This window comes from Solibacillus sp. R5-41 (genome assembly GCF_002736105.1).
Taxonomy (GTDB): Bacteria; Bacillota; Bacilli; order Bacillales_A; family Planococcaceae; genus Solibacillus.
In genome coordinates this window covers 866,029-885,400 of sequence record NZ_CP024123.1, presented here as the reverse complement: position 1 = coordinate 885,400, position 19,372 = coordinate 866,029, and the positions used below count along the sequence as shown (strand labels likewise).

The window sequence follows — 19,372 nt, the reverse complement described above, 5'->3', positions numbered from 1 at the left end:
ATAAAAAACTTAAATCGAAATGATAGAATCTTTTGTTTAACTTATATAAGTAAAGAGAAAAGGCACCTCTTGTTCAAAATCGAACAAGAAGTGCCTATTTATTATTTGAAGATGGTAATTATCACTTTTACAGTACCCTTCACTAGAACATAAGACAATTTAAACACATTTACGGGAACGCTTTTGTACACTAGCTAATAACAAATAATAAATGGTCTAACAAAATCACTCAGTCTCATCTTTTTTTAATGTTGCTTGAGCGCGAATTTCTGTTAATAATTGTTCAAAGTCTGCTGGTAATGGTGCTTCAAACTCAATATACTCTTTCGTTACAGGCTGAATAAAACCAAGTACGCCCGCGTGTAATACTTGACCTCCGAAATCAATTGTCTTTTTCGGACCATATTTCGGATCTCCCGCTAGAGGGTAGCCAATATAATTCATATGCACACGGATTTGATGCGTACGACCTGTTTCTAAACGGCACTCTACTAAAGTAAAATTGCCAAAGCGTTCTAAAACCGTGAAATGTGTCACAGCATGCTTTCCTTTATCAACAATCGCTTGTTTTTGACGGTCTTTCGAATCGCGTCCAATTGGCGCATCGATTGTTCCTTTATCATGCGGAATATGGCCATGCACAAGTGCTGTATATTTACGTGTAACCGATTTATCTACTAATTGATTCACTAGTCCTTCATGCGCTATATCATTTTTTGCAACCATTAGTAAGCCCGTTGTATCTTTGTCGATACGATGTACAATCCCTGGTCGTGCTACACCATTAATTCCTGATAAATCAGTGCAATGATGCATTAAACCATTTACTAAAGTACCTTTAACGTGACCTGGCGCCGGATGAACAACCATACCACGTGGCTTGTTAACAACTAAAACATCGCTATCTTCATAAATAATTTCTAAGTTTAAATCTTCTGCAATAATTTCTAATTCTTCTACTTCTGGCACGTCCACTTCAATAACGTCGCCTTCTTTTACCTTATATTTCGCTTTTACTTTAGCGCCATTCACGGTAATACGATCTTGATCTAACCAAGTTGAAACTTGTGAGCGTGACCAAGCTTCTTCTATCTGTGAAAGTGCCTTATCCAAACGTTCTCCAGCAAATTGTTCTATTGTTAATGTGACTACTGTCATTTTTCCACCTTTTTCTTTTCTGCTTTTTCTTCTAAAATAATCGTAATAAAGAGCATGACTACTGCGATTGTTAATGCAGCATCCGCAATATTGAAAATCGGGAAGTCATAATTGATGATGGGAATGAAAACATCGAAAAAATCCACTACTTCTCCACGGAATAGTCGGTCGATAAAGTTCCCTAATGCACCGCCTAATAACAGCATTAAACTAATTTGAAATAGCGGCTTGCCTTTTGCCTCAGTATGGTAAAAATACAAGATCGCAATAATTACGGCAATTGTCACAATCGTAAATAACCACATTTGCCCTTCCAGCATGCCCCATGCAGCGCCACGATTACGATGTGATAATAGTCCAAACCACGGGTCCCATATACTAATACGTTCCCCTAACTCCATATTTTTAACGACAAGCCATTTTGTCCATTGATCAATAATGACTGCAAATAATGCTAATCCGTAATATTTATACATAGCAAGTCCTCCGTTTACGATATATCTTTCCTATTTTAACATAATTATATGTTTGAACGACAATTTTAACGATAGAAATATCTTTAGAAAAACACATCTCACGCCAAATACCATGTGATAAATAAACGGAGGGGATTCTTTAATTCATTGTACATGGAATTCATTAAATACATATAATTTTCTAACTTTTATACAAAGAAATCATTTTTAAGTAGGATATTCTTTTACAGCTTATTATAAATGGTCATTTTTTAAAGCTGTGATTAAATGATTCACTTGTATAATAAACGTAATCATATCATTCGCATTATACGATTTGCTTTCAGAAAACCCATATAGCTGTTCAATTTGATCCATCGACATTTTTGAAGATTGTACAATTTGCTCTAATAACTGTTGGAATGATACAACTTGATTTAATGTCTGACTTGTTGCTTGTTGAATGGCTAACATATTTTCCGCAAGTTTACTCTCTGATTGCTCAATTCGTCCAAAATATTGTTTTGTTTCAGCAGACATTTGCTGCGTCTTTTGAACCGTTTGCTGTTCTTGATGAATATTCATGACAACGTCTTCAATATGTTGAACAATGTCATTCACCTTTCCATTAATTTGGATAAGCGCATTTTTACTTTGCTCTGCCAACTTTCTTACTTCAGCTGCCACCACCGCAAAACCTTTTCCATGTTCACCTGCACGTGCAGCTTCAATAGAAGCATTTAATGCTAATAAATTTGTTTGATCTGCAATGGCGCCAATTAATTTTGCAAAATCCATAATTTCTTTCGTTTCTTGTTGTACCACACCAATCGATTGTCCGAACTGTTCGAAAATCTCACGAACATTTCCCATTTGTTCATATAGCTCGTTCATTTGATTGCTACCTTCGACAATGAGCTGGCGATTGCTTTCAACTTGAGCTTCAACGGTTGCTGTAATTTGTTGAATTTCTTCTGTTTCTTGAACAATGGAATTGGCGCGTTCATTTGAAGATTGTAACAGCTGCTGATCTTGCTGAATGGATTCAGAAATAACCGTGATGCGCTCCATAAACAGGCTATCACTTTCCGTATTTTTCGTATTAGCTTTATTCAATAACTCTAATAGTTCTTCTACGCTGGCAATGACTTGAGTACGTTCTTCTAGCGTTAACGCATCGAGTTCTTGTTGAACATCTTCAGTTAGTTTGTTTTTCATAAATAGTTGCTTTAGCATGTTGTTCACCCCAATCGTAATTTTCCAAAGCCAATAAGGAGCAATGTTTGGTTTAATTGTGACTTATTTAGTTGTTCACCGTAACTTGAAAAACCACATAAATTCGGCAAAACACTCAACTGCGTATTCAACTTTGAAAAGAGTTGCTCATTTTGAAATTGGAGCTTACGTAAAATGCAGTTACTTCCTAATACACCATGTAGCTCTGTAAAACGATTGGTAAAATCAGCAATAGTTTTTTCCATTTCAAGTACTGGATTCTTTGGCTCTAAAATATCAACTATTGCCCCCTCATACACCTGACAATAAAATTCGACCTCTCCAGAAGACTTTGCTTCAAAAGGTGAGGCAATTAAAAAATCATGATTAAACTTTCGCCCAAGTGGATGTAATGCAAAATGCTTTCCTAACTCATTTTTTGGGACATTAATTAACTTTGCATAAACTTCTGCCGCTGGTCGATGGTTCATTTCATAAACTATTCGTTTTTCTGGATCTGCTTTTGTTATTTTCACCTGTTTTCCTGTGCTTTTAAATATATTTTCTTTATGAATATAAAATTCAACAACAGGCTTTAAAAAGATTGCCGCCCCGCCAGTTGTTGTTATTTCACCATTAACACTAACTTTCGTCATCACAAATTTCGCATCATCACCTGCAGTACCCCCAAAAATCGGAAACCCGTCATATTGAAAAATTGAATTCACGACTGACAACATTTTTTCTTCCCCTGCCTTTAAGCCTACCGGAAAAACAAGGCCAAGTCCTTCTTTTTCAATCATCTTTGATGTAACTTGTATACCGATTGATTTTGCCGCCTGCACTATATTTTCTCTATCAAAAATTGGGTACTTAACGATGTCCTTCATTAAAACGGCTTTCGCTTTACCAAAACTTTTAGAGAAACTTTGCGCAGACAAACTTGATTCACTATAACCTTGTGGTCCAATTTCACCAGTTGTTGTGACACCAACAATTTGGGCTTGCGGATACTTTTCTTTGAATAATTCTGTTAGTTTTTCAAATGAATAGACTGTACTTGCAAAAAATAAAACTAAACCTGGTTCTTTATGTAAGTTACGTGCTAGTTCTTCCACCGCTTTTTCCGGCTGCTGCGTCGTCGTTAAAGTTGAGTAAATAAAATCCATACATTATCCCCTTCTATAAAAATCAATTTTTACATATTATTTGTATTTCAATGCGAGAAAATTATAACATAATTCAAATTTTTAATGTAATTCACTGAATATATCCTAAAAAAAGGCCCCCCAGCTATAAAACTAATTAAGTCTCCCCTTAAATAATTTAGCTAAAGAAAAAACGTAGCGCAGCCATCGTTAAAACTCCTGCAATAACTGTTTTTGACAAGCTTTTCGTCACTAACGCAACAAGTAAAGTTGGAATAAATGCGCATAAATGAAGCCAATCAATTGTCACTAGTTGAGCTTCTTTCACAAACATCCCTTCAATTACGAGTGCAGACAAAATACAAACGGGAATGTAAGCAAGCCAGCGTAACACAAAATCCGGCATTTGCACATTTTTTACCAACACAAAAGGTAGAATTCTTGGAATCCAGGTTACAAGTGCACAACCTAATATGAGCAGTACCATTGCCATTGAAGTTATCATTTTTCAGTTACCACCCCAGTCGTCGCAACAATTAACGTTGAAAGTAAAACAGCTAAATGTCCTGGCATAAAATAAAGTAACCCATACATAATGACAACCATCAAGCCAACTAGTTTTATGTAATGCATTAATTTTACCCGCGGAATACTAGCAAGTGTCAAAACGAGTAAGGCAACGAACATAGCAACGAGTGCGTAATCAAGACCCCATTTCTCCGGGTCAGGTAACCATTGCCCAATAACCCCTCCAATCGTACAAGCCACTATCCATGTTAGATATGCAGTTACATTGAGCCCGTCCATCCATTTACCGCCAAGACGCCCTTCCTTACCAGCTGATACAACTGATACCCCAAACGTTTCATCAGTTAACAGCGTGCCAAAACCAATATTACGCAGTGTCGAATAGTTTGTAAAATACGGCGCTATAGTTAAAGACATAAGTAAATGTCGTAAATTAACAATAAATATCGTTAATACAACTGCTGAAACAGGTGCCCCTGCCAAATAAAGTCCACAAAATATAAATTGCGCCGAACCTGCATAGAGGAGTACTGAAAGTAAAAATACTTCAAGAACTGAAATACCAGAAGCAATTCCGACAACACCAAATGCTACACCTATACTTATGTATCCTAAAAGTGTCGGAACACAATCTTTCACACCTTGTAAAAATGTATCTGGTGTGATTGCTTTCGAATAACTTTGTTCCATTTTTATGCCCCCTTAAATTTCATTCTTTTCAGAAAACTAAAAAGGTAGAAATAAAGGGTTGCCCCGTAAGTCAAAACTACGGAACAACCCCTTGTAGATGTAATAAAATTCTTCACATAATCATAGCTTCTGCGGGGGTCGTAACAAGACCCCTATATCCTTGAAGCAAAGGAGTTGCCAAAAATCGAATTTTGATAATGCTCCATTTTAATGTTATACGTAATAGTTTTCGACTACATCCGCACAACGCTTACATAATGTAGCATGCGCTTCTACTGCCCCAATTGTTTCAGAAATTGTCCAACAACGTTCACATTTTTTACCGTCTGCTTTTTCAACGACAAGTGACGTTTTTTCTAATACAAGGCTGTTTGTAGGCGCATTTTCTTTGTTACCTGCAACGACAAATTGAGAAACGATTGAAAGTTGTGCAAAGTTAATTTTTTCATCACTTAATAATTCAACTGTTTCGCTATCTGCATAAACCGAAATTTTCGCCTCTAAAGATTTACCGATTGTTTTCGCATTACGAGCTTCTTCTAAAGCTTTTAATACTTCATTACGAACGGCAATTAATTTCGTCCATTTCGTGCGTAATTCTGCAAAGTTGGCTTTTTCGTCTACTTCAGGGAAGTCCATTAATTGGATTGACTGCACTTTGCCTTCTAATTCTACATATTCCCATAACTCTTCCGTAGTGTGAGGAATCATTGGCGTTAATAATTTTAACAATGCCATTAATGTATCGTGCATAACCGTTTGCATTGCACGGCGGTCTTTATTATCCATACCCTCGATATATACAACATCTTTTGCAATATCTAAGTAGAATGAAGAAAGCTCGATTGCTACAAAGTTGTTTACTGTTGAATAAACAGTTGAGAAGTCATAACGGTCATATGCTGAACGAATTGCTTTCACAACATCTTGCAAGCGCATATACATATATTGATCCATTTCACGTAAATCATCATACGCTACACGGTCCGTCTCAGGGTTGAAGTCTGTTACGTTCCCATGTAAGAAACGCAATGTGTTACGTACTTTACGGTATGTCTCAGAAACTTGTTTTAACATATCCATTGAGATACGTACGTCAGCTGTATAATCTACTGACGCTACCCACATACGTAGGATATCCGCACCGTATTGATTCATTACTTTTAATGGATCAATTGTATTACCAAGTGATTTCGACATTTTGCGTCCTTCACCATCTAATACGAAACCGTGTGTTAATAAAGCTTTATACGGTGCATAACCGTTAATCGCAACCGATGTGATTAATGATGAGTTGAACCAGCCACGATGTTGGTCTGAACCTTCTAAGTACAGGTCAGCTGGATATTTCATACCGCGCTCAACAAGTACACCTTGGTGAGATGAACCTGAATCGAACCAAACGTCCATAATGTCATTTTCTTTCGTGAATTTACCGTTAGGGCTTCCTGGATGTGTAAAGCCTTCAGGTAATAATTCTTTCGCTTCTTTTTGGAACCAAATATTTGAACCATGCTCACGGAATAATTTTGAAATGTGCGCGATTGTTTCTGGTGTGATAATTGGTTCTTCGTTTTCAGCATAGAAAATCGGAATCGGAACACCCCATGCACGTTGACGAGAAATTACCCAATCCCCGCGGTCACGAATCATATTGTAAAGACGTGTTTCGCCCCATGCTGGTGTGAATTCAGTTGCTTTTACTGCATCTAATAATTCATCACGGAAAATTTCTACCGATGCAAACCATTGCGGTGTTGCACGGAAAATTACTGGTTTTTTCGTACGCCAGTCATGTGGATATGAGTGCTTGAATTTCGATACATTTAATAATGCACCTTCTTCTTTTAGCTTCTCAATCACAATCGGGTTTGCTTTTTCATAGAATAGCCCTTCAAATCCTGGCGCTTCATCTGTATAGCAGCCACCATTATCTACTGGAGATAAGATGTTTAAGCCGTAACGACTCCCAATTTGGTAATCGTCCTCACCGTGTCCAGGCGCTGTATGAACACAACCCGTGCCTGCTTCAGCAGTAACATGATCGCCTACCATTACTAATGAATCACGCTTGTAAATTGGGTGCTCCGCAACAAGCATATCTAGTTCTTGCCCTTTTACTTCTTGAACAATTTGCACATCTTCCCAACCAAAAGTAGTTGATAAATTTGCAAGTAAATCTTTCGTTACAATATATTTTGAACCATTTGCTTCTACAACTACGTATGTGAATTCAGGATTTACTGAAATACCTAAGTTCGCAGGAATTGTCCAAGGTGTTGTTGTCCAAATAACAAATTTAGCATCTGCTGGCACGACATTTTTCGCATCTTTAATGCCAAATGCTACATAAATTGAATACGACTCAACATCTTTATATTCGATTTCTGCTTCAGCTAAAGCTGATTCTGAAGATGGTGACCAGTAAACAGGTTTTAAGCCTTTGTAAATATAGCCTTTTTCCGCCATTTTACCGAATACTTCAATTTGACGTGCTTCAAATTCTGGTTTTAACGTAATGTAAGGATTTGCCCAGTCACCGCGTACGCCTAAACGTTGGAATTGTGTACTTTGGTTAGCTACTTGCTCATATGCATATTTTTCACAAAGCTCACGGAACTCCGCTACTGACATCTCTTTGCGCTTAACACCTTTATTTGTTAAAGCTTGCTCGATTGGTAAACCATGTGTATCCCAGCCTGGAATATAATCAACATGATAACCTGTCATAGATTTTTGACGGTTAATCATATCTTTAATTACTTTATTTAACGCGTGACCTGTATGAATATCACCGTTTGCATAAGGAGGGCCATCGTGTAATACGAAGTGTGGGCGGCCTTCCGTACGTTCTTTTACTAGTTTGTTAATATCCATTGCATCCCACTGTGCTTGAATTTGTGGTTCTTTCGTCGGCAAGCCACCGCGCATCGGGAAATCTGTTTTTGGCATTAATAACGTGTTTTTATACTCTACCATTTCAAAAGCCTCCTAAATAATTTAGATGTAAAATTTAGATAACCACTGCAACTAGGGGTTAATTTCCACTCCGGTAAGGACGCTTTCCGTGGGCACGGCTCCAACTAACTTATTTCGAGAGGAATCTCGAAATAATTGGATTTTTCGCTCGTGCTGTTCCCGCAGGAAGCTTTGCTCTGTAGCGAAAGGCGTCAACCGTCAGCTACACTCGCCTCTCCTTCATTCCAATCAACTTACATTTCTAGCGCATTGCCACCCTTATAGTTTGGTGATACGCCTTAAGGTCAAGTAAATACCTATAATTACCTACAAAAAAGCCCCTCATCCCTCCGAAAAGGGACGAGGAGCATTACTCTCGTGGTACCACCCTAATTTTGCAATACATAAGATTGCCTCATTAGACACTGTAACGTCGTGTAAAACGAAATAACCTACTTAAAAGACTTTCGGCTATTTAGCTCAGGAGTGATTTTCCGTTTAGCTTGCTTCGTTCGAGCTTTCACCTTCCTCGAATCGCTTCACCACAAATCTAAACATACTGTCTCCGTCTTTGCCCTAGTTGCAATTTGCATCCTATTAGTTATTTTTCAGTATATGAAAAGCACTGTCGGAATGTCAAGCACAATTCATTAATACGTTAATTTTCCTTCTTTTAGCATTTCATCAGAAGCTTCTGGACGGTTATGCTCTTGGATTTCTGTAAGACCTACATCATATTCAAGTAAATGCTCCCAATCATCCGTATTCAATAAGTCTAGTTGCGCTTCAACGAGCATTTTAAAACGATTGCGGAAAACTTTCGATTGTTTCTTTAATTCATCTATTTCAATCGTAACTTTACGCGCTTTTGCCATCGCATCATTTACAATACGATCCGCATTTTTTTCCGCTTCTTTTACAATCAATTTAGATTCTTTTTGAGAGTTACGGCGGACTTCATCAGCAGCCTCTTGAGCTACGACGATTGACTTTTGTAATGTTTCTTCTAGTGAACTATAATGGTTCATTTGGTCTGCCATGGATTTCACTTTTTCTTCTAATTCTTTCTTTTCTCGCAAAAGAATCTCATAATCTTTAATAATCTGATCTAAAAATTCATTTACCTCGTCTTCTGCATAACCACGGAATCCACGCGTAAATTCTTTATTATGTATATCAAGAGGTGATAATGGCATATCGTTCGACTCTCCTTTGCACGAATGTATTTAAAATTTATTATAATCGTTTCTATACTGAATAACATCAAATTTCCGGAAATAAAACTGGAAATTTATACTTTTTGCTCTAAACGACCTATTTGTAATCGTATTTTGTCTTTTTTCGTTCGCCCTTCTGTCATAATTATTTTCACTCTTCCGAAGCCTCGAGCAGAAATAATATCACCTTCTTGTAATTCAAAAGAAGTCGCTTCTCGAACAGTCCAGTTTACTTTCACTTTACCAGCACCGATTAAATTTTGTGATTTTTGGCGCGATATATTTGCCACCGTTGCCAATACAACATCTAAACGCATGGAAGAAACAGTATATGAGCTCTCCACCCATTGCTCTTCAATTTGAAGTAATAGCATCGTTGTTTGGATTTCCTCTACATGCACTTTAATTTTTCCGATACCCGTTAAATTTGCACGAACATAGTCAGCAATTTCCATAGCCATTATAAATTGCACCGTATTTTCTGCGAGACGAATATCGCCAAATTTACTACGGTCTAATCCGATCGATAACAAAGCACCTAATACATCTGGATGTTTGATTTGAACAAATTTAGACGGGTAATTGACTGCATAACAAGCCATTTGAAAATCTTCCTTCGTTGCCTGGAAGTAAGAAGGCGCGATTAGCATTCGCTGTCTTTCGGCATGATCAAAGAGCCCTTCTGTAAAAACGTGAACGTCCTCTGATTGACGAATGATGGATTCCACGATAAATCGTTGTCTTGGATCAAGGAAGTCTGTTAATTTCGGGGCATAACGATCCTCAACTTCACGTTGCCATCCGATTACTTGTTCGATAAATGGCTGCTCATCTTTCCGAAAATGTTGAATTAAATGCTGCATAAAATCACCTTCCCTCTCGTGTCAATTATGTAATATCAAAAAGAACCCCTCTACATTGTAGCAGAGGGATTACACCTTAGAGTAAATATCCAAGTACGCTGTATACACCTTGTTCAATGAATACAAGTACAAATAGTCCAACGATTGGCGAAATATCAATCATACCAATTGGTGGGATAAATTTACGGAAAAATCCTAAATACGGTTCACATGCTGTCTCAAGGAATCTACCAACCGCTGATTCTTGTAGCGCTGGTACCCAAGACATAAGTATGTACCCGATTAACATAAATCGATACACGAGAAATGCTGTTGATACAATTGAAAAAATCATAGTTTACTATACCTCTCTACTTAAAATATTACTCAAACACAAAATTCGAAATTTCTCCAGATACTTCTACATTTTCAGGAGTACATAGGAAAATATCTGTTCCGATTCGCTGAATGTCGCCACCTAAAGCATACACTGTTCCGCTTAAAAAATCGATTATTCGCTTCCCTTGGTCTCTATCAATACGTTGTAAATTAACAACAGTCGCTCGTTTATTTTTTAATTGCTCGGCAATATCTTGCGCTTCTGCATAAACTCGCGGCTCTACTAAAACTAGCTTCGAGTTTTTAGAAGAGGTCGCAGCTTGCAAACTTACAACATTATTTGGAACAGCAACTTCATTATTGCGTATTTGGGGCTGGGTTTTACGCTCTTTTTTCATGCGATTTTGGATAACCTGCTGTGGCATCTGTTCTTGTTTTGGTGATGAAACAGGCTTGGGAACAGGTTGTTGCATTTGGGCTGCTTGACCTGGAGCTTGTTCATCTTCTATATCTTCTAGATAAAAGAATTTGTCGAAAATATTTTTTATGCTCATCTTACTTCCTCCTTAGCCAACAAGAGCTGTTCCAATCCTCACAAATGTCGCACCTTCTTCAACTGCAATCTCAAAGTCATTTGACATGCCCATCGACAGTTCAGTACATGGTACATTCGGTAAACGTAATTGTACAACTACCTGTTGCAACTGTTTTAATTCACGAAATACTTGGCGAATTATATGCTCATCGGCTGTATAAGGCGCCATTGTCATTAATCCTACGACTTCAATTTTTGTAAACGGTTGCAGTTGTTTTAAAAACTCTAAAGCTTGCTCCTTCGTTAATCCTTGCTTAGACTCTTCACCTGAGACATTAACCTGAACAAAACATTTCACAACATTTGTTGCACGCTTTTCTATTTCTTCGGCCAAACTTAAGCGATCTAAAGAATGCAAATAATCAATTTGCTGAATAACTTGTTTTACTTTACGCGTTTGTAAAGAGCCAATATAGTGCCACTCGACATCCGAATGAATCGACTCTAACTTTCGTGCCAAGCCTTCTGGACGATTTTCACCTAAATGTATTATACCCGCTGCGATCGCTTCCTCGGTACGTGCTACATCCACTTCTTTTGTAACGGCAATAATCTTAACTTCTTGCATTTGGCTTGCTCGCTGCTTTGCATATTCTATTTGTTTTTGAATTAGTTCTAAATTATTTATTATTTTCGTCACTTTTTTCCCAACTTTACAACAATAGTTTCTTTTATTGTAACAAGGGCTATCATTATTTTCAATGAATAGCGCGACCTATTCCTCGCTTGTTTTTACAAGAATAACATCTTTTCCGACTGTGAGTATATGACTAAATGAGACTTTTCTAGTACTCTCTTCCCCTTGAAATAGGTGGTAAAACTTTTTTGGTGTAGAAATTATAAAGGCTAAAATAGTTCCTTCCTTTTCACAAACCTCTGCGTCCACAATGTATCCAATAAACTTTCCACTGGATGCCTCAATAATTTCCTTTTCCTGCACAGAAGAAAAGCGCATTTCCCCATCCTTTCATTTCGTTCAATTACTTAGTCGAATTAAATATTTATACACATAATTTTTCCGCTTAACATAAAGATTAATTATTTGTTGAAATTAATTAGAAAAAACACAACAAGATCAAGATAGACCGAGTTGTGTCTTTACCATGCGGATTTTTTTGTCCAACACGACGTTGGTCACAAATGTGTTGTCACAAAACATGACAGGTTTAGATTTTTTGCCCTTGATTTTGATCCTTATCTTGGCTCTTCACCCACTTGTCTGTTGCAGTAGGAAAAGTAGTTTGTAACGATAGGCAAAGCTGTCAGCCACACCTGTATTTATCATCGATAATCACGCTTCATCAATTCAATCGCACTTTTTTCGATTCTTGAAATTTGTGCTTGTGAAATGCCTAAGGATTGTGCAATTTCTGTTTGTGTTTCCCCATAATAAAAGCGCTTTGTTACAATCATTTGTTGTCTTACATCTAATTTTTTTAAGCTTTCCTGCACGGAAATTGCTCCTACCCATTGTTCTTCCGTTACTTGATCCTTAATTTGATCTATCATGTAAATGGCATCACCGCCATCTGAATAAATCGGCTCTTGTAAGGACATTGGATCTTGTATCGCATCTAATGCGAACAAAACATCCTCTTTTTTCATCTCGATTGCCTTTGCGATTTGTTCAATCGTTGGCTCCACTAAAAATTCCGCAATAAAGGCTTCTTTCGCTTTCATTGCCTTATATGCGATATCACGTAGCGACCTAGACACGCGTAAAGAATGATGGTCGCGTAAATGGCGGCGAATCTCACCAATAATCATTGGGACTGCATATGTTGAGAAGCGGACATTATGCTTCAAGTCAAAATTATCAATAGCTTTTAAAAGACCAATACACCCAACTTGGAACAAATCATCCGCTTGCTCACCTCGGTAAGCAAAACGCCCAACGATACTTAAAACTAAACGCAAATTACAAATAACTAATTCTTCACGAACATAGTCTTCTCCTTGTTGCAAACGAATAAATAAACTTTTCATTTCCTCATGCTTTAATACGGGTAAAGTAGAAGTGTCGACTCCGCATAATTCAACTTTAGTACGCATTCAATCTCACCTTCCAGACTGTTCTCTTTCGTTTAAGTTTGTCCGGAATAAAAAACTGTATGCACACCAATTTTAACCATACTTAAGCAATTGGCTCATTTAAATGCTCACGTAAATCTAAAATGATTTTTTTCTCTAAACGCGAAATATAAGATTGTGAAATACCTAAATGATCTGCCACTTCTTTTTGTGTCATTTCCTCTTTTCCATTTAAACCGAAGCGGCATTCCATAATATATTTTTCACGTGGTGTTAGTTTATCAATCGCACCAAACATATGCTGTCTTTCTAACTTACGTTCAACATCCATTGTAATAATATGCTCTTCTGTTCCTAAAATATCCGATAATAACAACTCATTACCGTCTGCATCAGAATTTAATGGCTCATCTAACGAAACCTCTCCCTTCATGCGGCTTGTTTTTCGTAGATGCATTAAAATTTCGTTTTCAATACAACGGGAGGCATACGTCGCCAATTTGATGTTTTTGTCTAAATTAAATGTTTCAATGGCCTTAATTAAGCCAATTGATCCGATACTTATTAAATCTTCTATTGGTGTAGCAGTATTATCAAACCTTCTTGCTATATAAACGACTAAACGCAAATTACGCTCAATTAACATATCTCTGGCATGTAAGTCACCATTCATAAATGCTTCAACAACAACAACTTCTTCTTCTCTTGTAAGTGGAATAGGCAATGAATCATGTCCTCCTATATAATATGTCCCTTTTTTGAAATACTTGTTAAATAAGTTTAATAATATATTTTTTATTTTTTGAAGCAATATTGATCCTCCTTTATCTATTTGTAAGAACAGATACATGTGCAATCATTTGAGCCTTTTGCGGGAAACGAGCATCATTTTTTGTAAAAATAACATAATGATTTTTATCTATTTTCTCATTAATTTTTATTTGCGCTCGAAACGCAGGGACTAAAACGGAGCTATTCTGTACAGTTGTTAGCGGAACAATACGGATATTTTTCCGAAGTTCTTTAGAAAACATTTCAAGAGCTAATGGATCATGTTCCGACCATTTTTCTAAGCTTGCTTCAAAAGTAGGCTCTAATTGCTCGTGAACGGCTTTAAAAGAGATGAAATGTACAGGTGCTCTACTTAACGGTTCAAGACATTCATTTCCAGTATCGATATAGGCTAGTAACCTCAACGTTTGGTCAAATAACTCAACCTCACAGTTTGTAACATATTGTTGCTGGACGACTTGTTGTAATTTGTTAAACCAACTTCTTTTCATCAAAAATAAACTACTACAAGCTATGCCTAAACAGAACAAAATATAAGCAAAAATGGAATGTTTAAGTAAATAAGGTTGAACTGCACTAAGTAAGCCTCCTGCCAGAAATGTTCCCATCATTAACCAGCTACCTTGAACAAAAAAACTGCTCCATCGAAATGAAAATGCAATTCCTATCAATACAATAAAACTAACAATTGTCATTACGATTGATTCATAAAAAACAACAGCTATAAGGGCACTGCAAAAAGCACCACTTATTAATCGCCATGTCTTTATCGGATATCTAGTCACTGCTTGTGTAAAGCGAAGTAAAATAATATTGAAAAAAAAGTTAAATAAGACGATGAGTTCCCCTATCATGTATTGTTGTTCCTCCTATAACCAAGACTATCATTGAACTCATACATAATTTGTCAAATCATAGAAGGAATTAACATAATTTTATAGACATAATGTCAGACAAATTAAATTATTTCGACATTTTGATGCCATACCTAAATATATATAAATTGAAATAAAGAATCCCTATTAATAAATTCATCAATAAAGGAGGGGAGTTGATTTCCAATGCGGTACGGACGCTTTCCACGTGCACGGCTCCAACTAACTTGTTTCGAGATGCATCTCGAAACAAGTGGATTTTCGGGCCAACACGAAGTTGGTCACGAAGGCGTTGTCACAGGACGTGATGGTTTTAACCTTCGTTCCTATGTTGCTGTTCCCGTAGGAAGCTTCGCTCTGTAGCGAAAGGCGACAGCCGTCAGCTACACTCGCCTTCCCTCCATTCCAATCAACTCTTTCTGTTTAAATTTCAACCAACCTACCTCCTAATTATTTACCTCCTGATATAAAGTTCTTTTCATATGTTCGAATCTAATATTGAAATACTAGTACAACACAAAAATCTGCCTTGTAATACATACGTGCTTGCAATACATGCTGATTGGAATAGGATGAAAATCTAATTAGGATAACGCCGCCTCCCACGGTAGCAGCGCAATAAATCTAGAAAGATTCAGAAGCAATACTTTTTAAAGGCTGGCTTTGCACAAAGCACACAATTTATAAGAATCCATAATAGTAAACTTACATCAAAAGAGTAGAATCTTTTGTCTAATTTTTATAGAATCATCTCATTACGAAAAAAAAAGAGGTTGTTCTAGTAGTCACTTTTATGGACTACTAGAACAACCTCTATATTATGAATCTATTATCGGTTACGATTTCGATTGCGTAAAAATGTAGGAATATCTAATGTTTCTTCCTGTTGATACGTTTGCTGCGTTTGCTGACGTGGCATTTCTTGTTGAACATGCTCTTGCGCACGCGGCTGTTGCGTTTGCTGCTGTGGTGCTGGCTGTGTAGACGCCGCCTGTTGACGGGCACCTAGAGTTGGACGAATTGGCGTTGGATTTGGAGCGCTAAAGTCATCCGAAAAGCCTGTTGCGATAACAGTTACGATAATTTCATCATTTAAATTATCATTAATTACCGAACCAAAGATCATATTAACCTCTTCATCTGAAGCCAATTGAACTATATCAGCTGCTTCTTGAACTTCATATAAACTTAAGTTCGAGCCACCTGTAATATTCATAATCACACCTTTTGCTCCGTCAATTGACGTTTCAAGAAGTGGAGATGAAATCGCCTTTTTCGCTGCTTCAACAGCACGGTTTTCACCTGCCGCAATACCAATTCCCATTAGTGCAGAGCCTTTATCAGACATAATCGTTTTTACATCGGCAAAGTCAAGGTTAATTAAACCTGGCGTTGCGATTAAATCTGAGATACCTTGAACACCTTGTCGTAAAACATTATCCGCTTCTCGGAACGCTTCTAACATCGGTGTCGATTTATCAACGATTTGAAGAAGTTTATCATTTGGAATGACGATTAACGTATCTACCGCTTCTTTCATCGATGAAATACCACCGATCGCTTGCGTTTGACGCTTTCGTCCTTCAAATGTGAATGGACGTGTAACAACACCGACTGTTAATGCGCCTAAATCACGTGCAATTGACGCAATTACTGGCGCTGCACCAGTACCAGTACCGCCGCCCATACCAGCTGTTACGAATACCATATCGGCACCGCGCAATACTTCTTCAAGTTGTTCGCGACTTTCTTCAGCTGCCTTCTTACCAACTTCAGGATTCGCACCCGCACCAAGACCGCGTGTTAATTTCCCACCAATTTGTAATTTATATTCAGCTTTTGACAAATTTAAAGCTTGTGCATCTGTATTAACAGCGATGAAGTCCACACCTTGAACCCCATGCTCAATCATGCGATTTACGGCATTGTTACCACCGCCGCCTACACCAATTACTTTAATGACAGCTAGTTGATCCATACCTGTTTCAAATTCTAACATAGTCTCTCCTCCTAATTTATGACAACTTCCATTTTCGTATTAATCGAAAAATTTATTTAATAAGTTTTTAGCGCGATCAATAACTCCAACTTTATTGTCGCTTTCCACTCTCTCCGACGCACTTGCTTGTTTTTTAGAAGGATTTGTTTGAGCAGGATAAGGCGCATAAGAAGGGACAGTGCTATTGGCACTTCTACCATAAAACTTGTCATCTGCATTTGCATAATGAATTAGTCCAACAGATGTCGTGAATCCAGGTTCACGAACACCAATATAATTTGGTGTAAACACGCGCACACGTGTAAGCATCACTTGGCGGGCTAATTGAGCAATTCCTTCAATTTGGGCTACGCCACCGGAAATTACTACGCCTCCAGGTAAATCTTGTATTCCCATTTGTGCTAATTCATCTAAAACTAATTCAAATAATTCTTCTAAGCGAACTCCTATAATTTCAGCAATGTAACGTTGACTATATTGGTCTGTTGCATCGGTACCTACTACTGGTACTTCAAATAACTGTTCGTCAGATGCATCATCATAAAAGGCATGTCCATATTGCTTTTTAATTTTTTCGGCTTGCTCTGTTGGCGTTTTTAAAACGATGGATAAATCCTTTGTAATATGTTCGCCTCCGACAGGTATTACGGCAGTACTTTTTAGAAGTCCATCTTGGAATAAGGCAATCGTTGTAGAGCCCCCGCCTAAATCAATATAAGCAGTCCCTTGATTTTTTTCATCTTCTGTTAACGTAAATGTACCTGCCGCTAATGGTTGTAAATAAATTTCACGAATTTGTAAACCTGCACGCTCAACACAACGAAGCACATTATGTACAAGTGTTTTCGAAGTCGTAATCATCGTTGCGTCCATCTCTAGACGTATTCCAATCATTCCACGCGGATCTTTTATCTCATCTAAATTATCGACAATAAATTGTTTTGGAATTAAATTGACTAATTCACGCTCAGGTGGAATTGACATCACCTGTGCAGAATCGATTACACGTTCTAAGTCGTCATCTGTAATCTCTCTATTTTCGCCATTTACAGCTACAACCCCTTTTACAGATTGTAAAAATGTTTGATTAGCTGGTACACCAAGTACAACCTCATCAATTTTGATGCCAGTCATTCTTTCAGCTTGCTCGACGGCTTTATTTATTGACTGCACGGTAGCATCAATATCAACAATTGCACCTTTACGGATACCTGTTGATTTTACATGACCTACACCTATTACGTGCAATTGATCATCACTCATCTCTCCAATAAGTACCTTAACTGAAGACGAACCAATATCTAGAGAAACATATATTTCTTGATGATTCAACTTGTTGCACCTCCTTCGATTACTCCTATTTTTTATTCTATTGTAAATTTACTTGATTGTCTAAGTAAAACAGTAATTTGTCATCAAAATTTAACGTTAATTTTAAGAGTTTTCACTTTTTTTCATTCGTCTATTGTCTAATTTTGTTAATAGTATACGACGGATGACTGCAATATTCTGAAATAAACGGACACCAAATGCAAATATTGCCGCTAAATATAGATCCACACCGATGTATACACCTAAAAATGCTAACCCTGCTGCTAATAAAATATTGAAGAAAAAACCAGAAATGAACACTTTATCATCATAAACTTGTTGTAATTGTGCCCGAATCCCACCAAACATCGTATCTAATGCTGCTAATACCGCTATTGATAAGTAATTTTCATAAACAGAAGGAATTTGAATATCTGTCAAAATACCTAACACTACACCAAAAATTAATCCTAATAGTGGTAACCACATATTCACATCCCCTTTTACTTCTCAATTAAATATTTGCTATGTTGTAGTTCAACTGTGGAATTAATTCTTACATTTTGTTTGGCATCATGGACTGTAAGCGTTAAATTATCGATAAAAAACTCATCTTGAAAGGATGATGCTAGTAAATGATTGGATAATTTTTGAGCTTGCTCATATGTTTGCAGAATAATATTTATTTCAAAATCCGCTTTTTTAATTGGTTCACTATTAATTGTTGTTTTACCGTTAATATCACGGATTGCACTATTGTATGTTAATCGTTTTTCATCAATTTCTATCGCCTGGGCATTATTTCGATATAAATCATTTGTTAATCGAATTAGTAAATCAGGGGAAATTGGCTTCAATTCAAAACCAAATTGGATTAACTCTTGAGAGGGCTCAATCGTTAGTGTAACTCCTGGACCACTAATTGGTAATAAACCTGCCTGTTTTTTCAAATCATCCACTGTCTCTTGTAATAGAAGTTCTGGATTATTAAATTCAGCGTCCTCATATTTATTGACTGTACTGGACAAAATGCTTAATGACGATAATAATTCTGAATGACGTTTTTTTTCCTCTGATAATTCTTGGCGTATTTCCCAAATGTCTCTTGTATCTCGTTCGGTTGGATTTTGTACTGTATTATATTGAACAGCTAACATAAAACCAATGATGAACGATATAATTGTAATGTTTCGGTACATTTTTTTCGTCATCACATTAT

General features: G+C 37.0%; 20 protein-coding genes and 1 other annotated feature. All 20 genes read right to left on the bottom strand.

All coding sequences use genetic code 11. The features are described from left to right. Positions 1-225: 225 nt before the first annotated feature. Positions 226-1,158 (bottom strand): RluA family pseudouridine synthase, encoded by a 933-nt coding sequence (locus tag CSE16_RS04060; protein WP_099422708.1) that lies wholly within the window; start codon positions 1,156-1,158, stop codon positions 226-228. Beyond that, positions 1,155-1,634, bottom strand: coding sequence for a signal peptidase II (lspA, locus tag CSE16_RS04055; RefSeq protein ID WP_099422707.1), 480 nt, complete (start codon positions 1,632-1,634; stop codon positions 1,155-1,157). Before lspA ends, CSE16_RS04060 begins: the two co-directional genes overlap by 4 nt. A gap of 234 nt (positions 1,635-1,868) precedes the next feature. Beyond that, positions 1,869-2,849: a methyl-accepting chemotaxis protein gene (locus CSE16_RS04050; protein WP_099422706.1), complete on the bottom strand. Its 981-nt coding sequence runs from the start codon at positions 2,847-2,849 to the stop codon at positions 1,869-1,871. Between the two features lie 5 nt (positions 2,850-2,854). Beyond that, positions 2,855-3,997, bottom strand: a complete 1,143-nt coding sequence (locus CSE16_RS04045) for an FIST signal transduction protein (RefSeq protein ID WP_099422705.1) — start codon at positions 3,995-3,997, stop codon at positions 2,855-2,857. Positions 3,998-4,154: 157 nt separating this feature from the next. Beyond that, positions 4,155-4,481, bottom strand: a complete 327-nt coding sequence (locus tag CSE16_RS04040; RefSeq protein ID WP_099422704.1) for an AzlD domain-containing protein — start codon at positions 4,479-4,481, stop codon at positions 4,155-4,157. Continuing rightward, the gene (locus CSE16_RS04035) at positions 4,478-5,194 is read right to left on the bottom strand and encodes an AzlC family ABC transporter permease (RefSeq protein WP_099422703.1); all 717 of its coding nucleotides are present in this window, start codon (positions 5,192-5,194) and stop codon (positions 4,478-4,480) included. The genes CSE16_RS04040 and CSE16_RS04035 overlap by 4 nt, the downstream gene beginning before the upstream one ends. Before the next feature lie 213 nt (positions 5,195-5,407). Further along, a complete protein-coding gene (gene ileS, locus CSE16_RS04030; protein WP_099422702.1) occupies positions 5,408-8,173 on the bottom strand; it encodes an isoleucine--tRNA ligase in 2,766 nt (921 codons plus the stop codon). A gap of 332 nt (positions 8,174-8,505) precedes the next feature. Continuing rightward, positions 8,506-8,733, bottom strand: a binding site (T-box leader). A 69-nt stretch (positions 8,734-8,802) separates the two neighbouring features. After that, a complete protein-coding gene (locus CSE16_RS04025) occupies positions 8,803-9,348 on the bottom strand; it encodes a DivIVA domain-containing protein (protein WP_099422701.1) in 546 nt (181 codons plus the stop codon). Between the two features lie 95 nt (positions 9,349-9,443). Next, positions 9,444-10,232 carry a YlmH family RNA-binding protein gene (locus tag CSE16_RS04020; RefSeq protein ID WP_099422700.1) on the bottom strand — a complete coding sequence of 263 codons (789 nt, stop codon included), beginning with the start codon at positions 10,230-10,232 and terminating at the stop codon, positions 9,444-9,446. A gap of 76 nt (positions 10,233-10,308) precedes the next feature. Further along, complete coding sequence (locus CSE16_RS04015; protein WP_099422699.1) at positions 10,309-10,566, bottom strand: YggT family protein; 258 nt, start codon at positions 10,564-10,566, stop codon at positions 10,309-10,311. Between the two features lie 28 nt (positions 10,567-10,594). Beyond that, positions 10,595-11,104 (bottom strand): cell division protein SepF, encoded by a 510-nt coding sequence (locus tag CSE16_RS04010; protein ID WP_099422698.1) that lies wholly within the window; start codon positions 11,102-11,104, stop codon positions 10,595-10,597. A 12-nt stretch (positions 11,105-11,116) separates the two neighbouring features. After that, positions 11,117-11,785 carry a YggS family pyridoxal phosphate-dependent enzyme gene (locus CSE16_RS04005; protein WP_099422697.1) on the bottom strand — a complete coding sequence of 223 codons (669 nt, stop codon included), beginning with the start codon at positions 11,783-11,785 and terminating at the stop codon, positions 11,117-11,119. Between the two features lie 75 nt (positions 11,786-11,860). Next, positions 11,861-12,100, bottom strand: coding sequence for a PRC-barrel domain-containing protein (locus CSE16_RS04000; protein ID WP_099422696.1), 240 nt, complete (start codon positions 12,098-12,100; stop codon positions 11,861-11,863). A 326-nt stretch (positions 12,101-12,426) separates the two neighbouring features. Next, positions 12,427-13,197, bottom strand: coding sequence for an RNA polymerase sporulation sigma factor SigG (gene sigG, locus CSE16_RS03995; protein ID WP_099422695.1), 771 nt, complete (start codon positions 13,195-13,197; stop codon positions 12,427-12,429). An 82-nt stretch (positions 13,198-13,279) separates the two neighbouring features. Continuing rightward, the gene (gene sigE / locus CSE16_RS03990; protein WP_099422694.1) at positions 13,280-13,987 is read right to left on the bottom strand and encodes an RNA polymerase sporulation sigma factor SigE; all 708 of its coding nucleotides are present in this window, start codon (positions 13,985-13,987) and stop codon (positions 13,280-13,282) included. 13 nt (positions 13,988-14,000) lie between these two features. Next, entirely contained in the window at positions 14,001-14,822 is an 822-nt protein-coding gene (locus tag CSE16_RS03985; RefSeq protein ID WP_099422693.1) for a sigma-E processing peptidase SpoIIGA, read from the bottom strand. Between the two features lie 850 nt (positions 14,823-15,672). Continuing rightward, the gene (gene ftsZ, locus CSE16_RS03980) at positions 15,673-16,842 is read right to left on the bottom strand and encodes a cell division protein FtsZ (RefSeq protein WP_099422692.1); all 1,170 of its coding nucleotides are present in this window, start codon (positions 16,840-16,842) and stop codon (positions 15,673-15,675) included. A gap of 39 nt (positions 16,843-16,881) precedes the next feature. Beyond that, positions 16,882-18,174 (bottom strand): cell division protein FtsA, encoded by a 1,293-nt coding sequence (gene ftsA / locus CSE16_RS03975; RefSeq protein ID WP_099422691.1) that lies wholly within the window; start codon positions 18,172-18,174, stop codon positions 16,882-16,884. A 102-nt stretch (positions 18,175-18,276) separates the two neighbouring features. Beyond that, the gene (locus CSE16_RS03970; RefSeq protein WP_099422690.1) at positions 18,277-18,642 is read right to left on the bottom strand and encodes a small basic family protein; all 366 of its coding nucleotides are present in this window, start codon (positions 18,640-18,642) and stop codon (positions 18,277-18,279) included. Positions 18,643-18,656: 14 nt separating this feature from the next. Beyond that, positions 18,657-19,364: a DUF881 domain-containing protein gene (locus CSE16_RS03965; RefSeq protein WP_099422689.1), complete on the bottom strand. Its 708-nt coding sequence runs from the start codon at positions 19,362-19,364 to the stop codon at positions 18,657-18,659. Positions 19,365-19,372 lie beyond the last annotated feature (8 nt).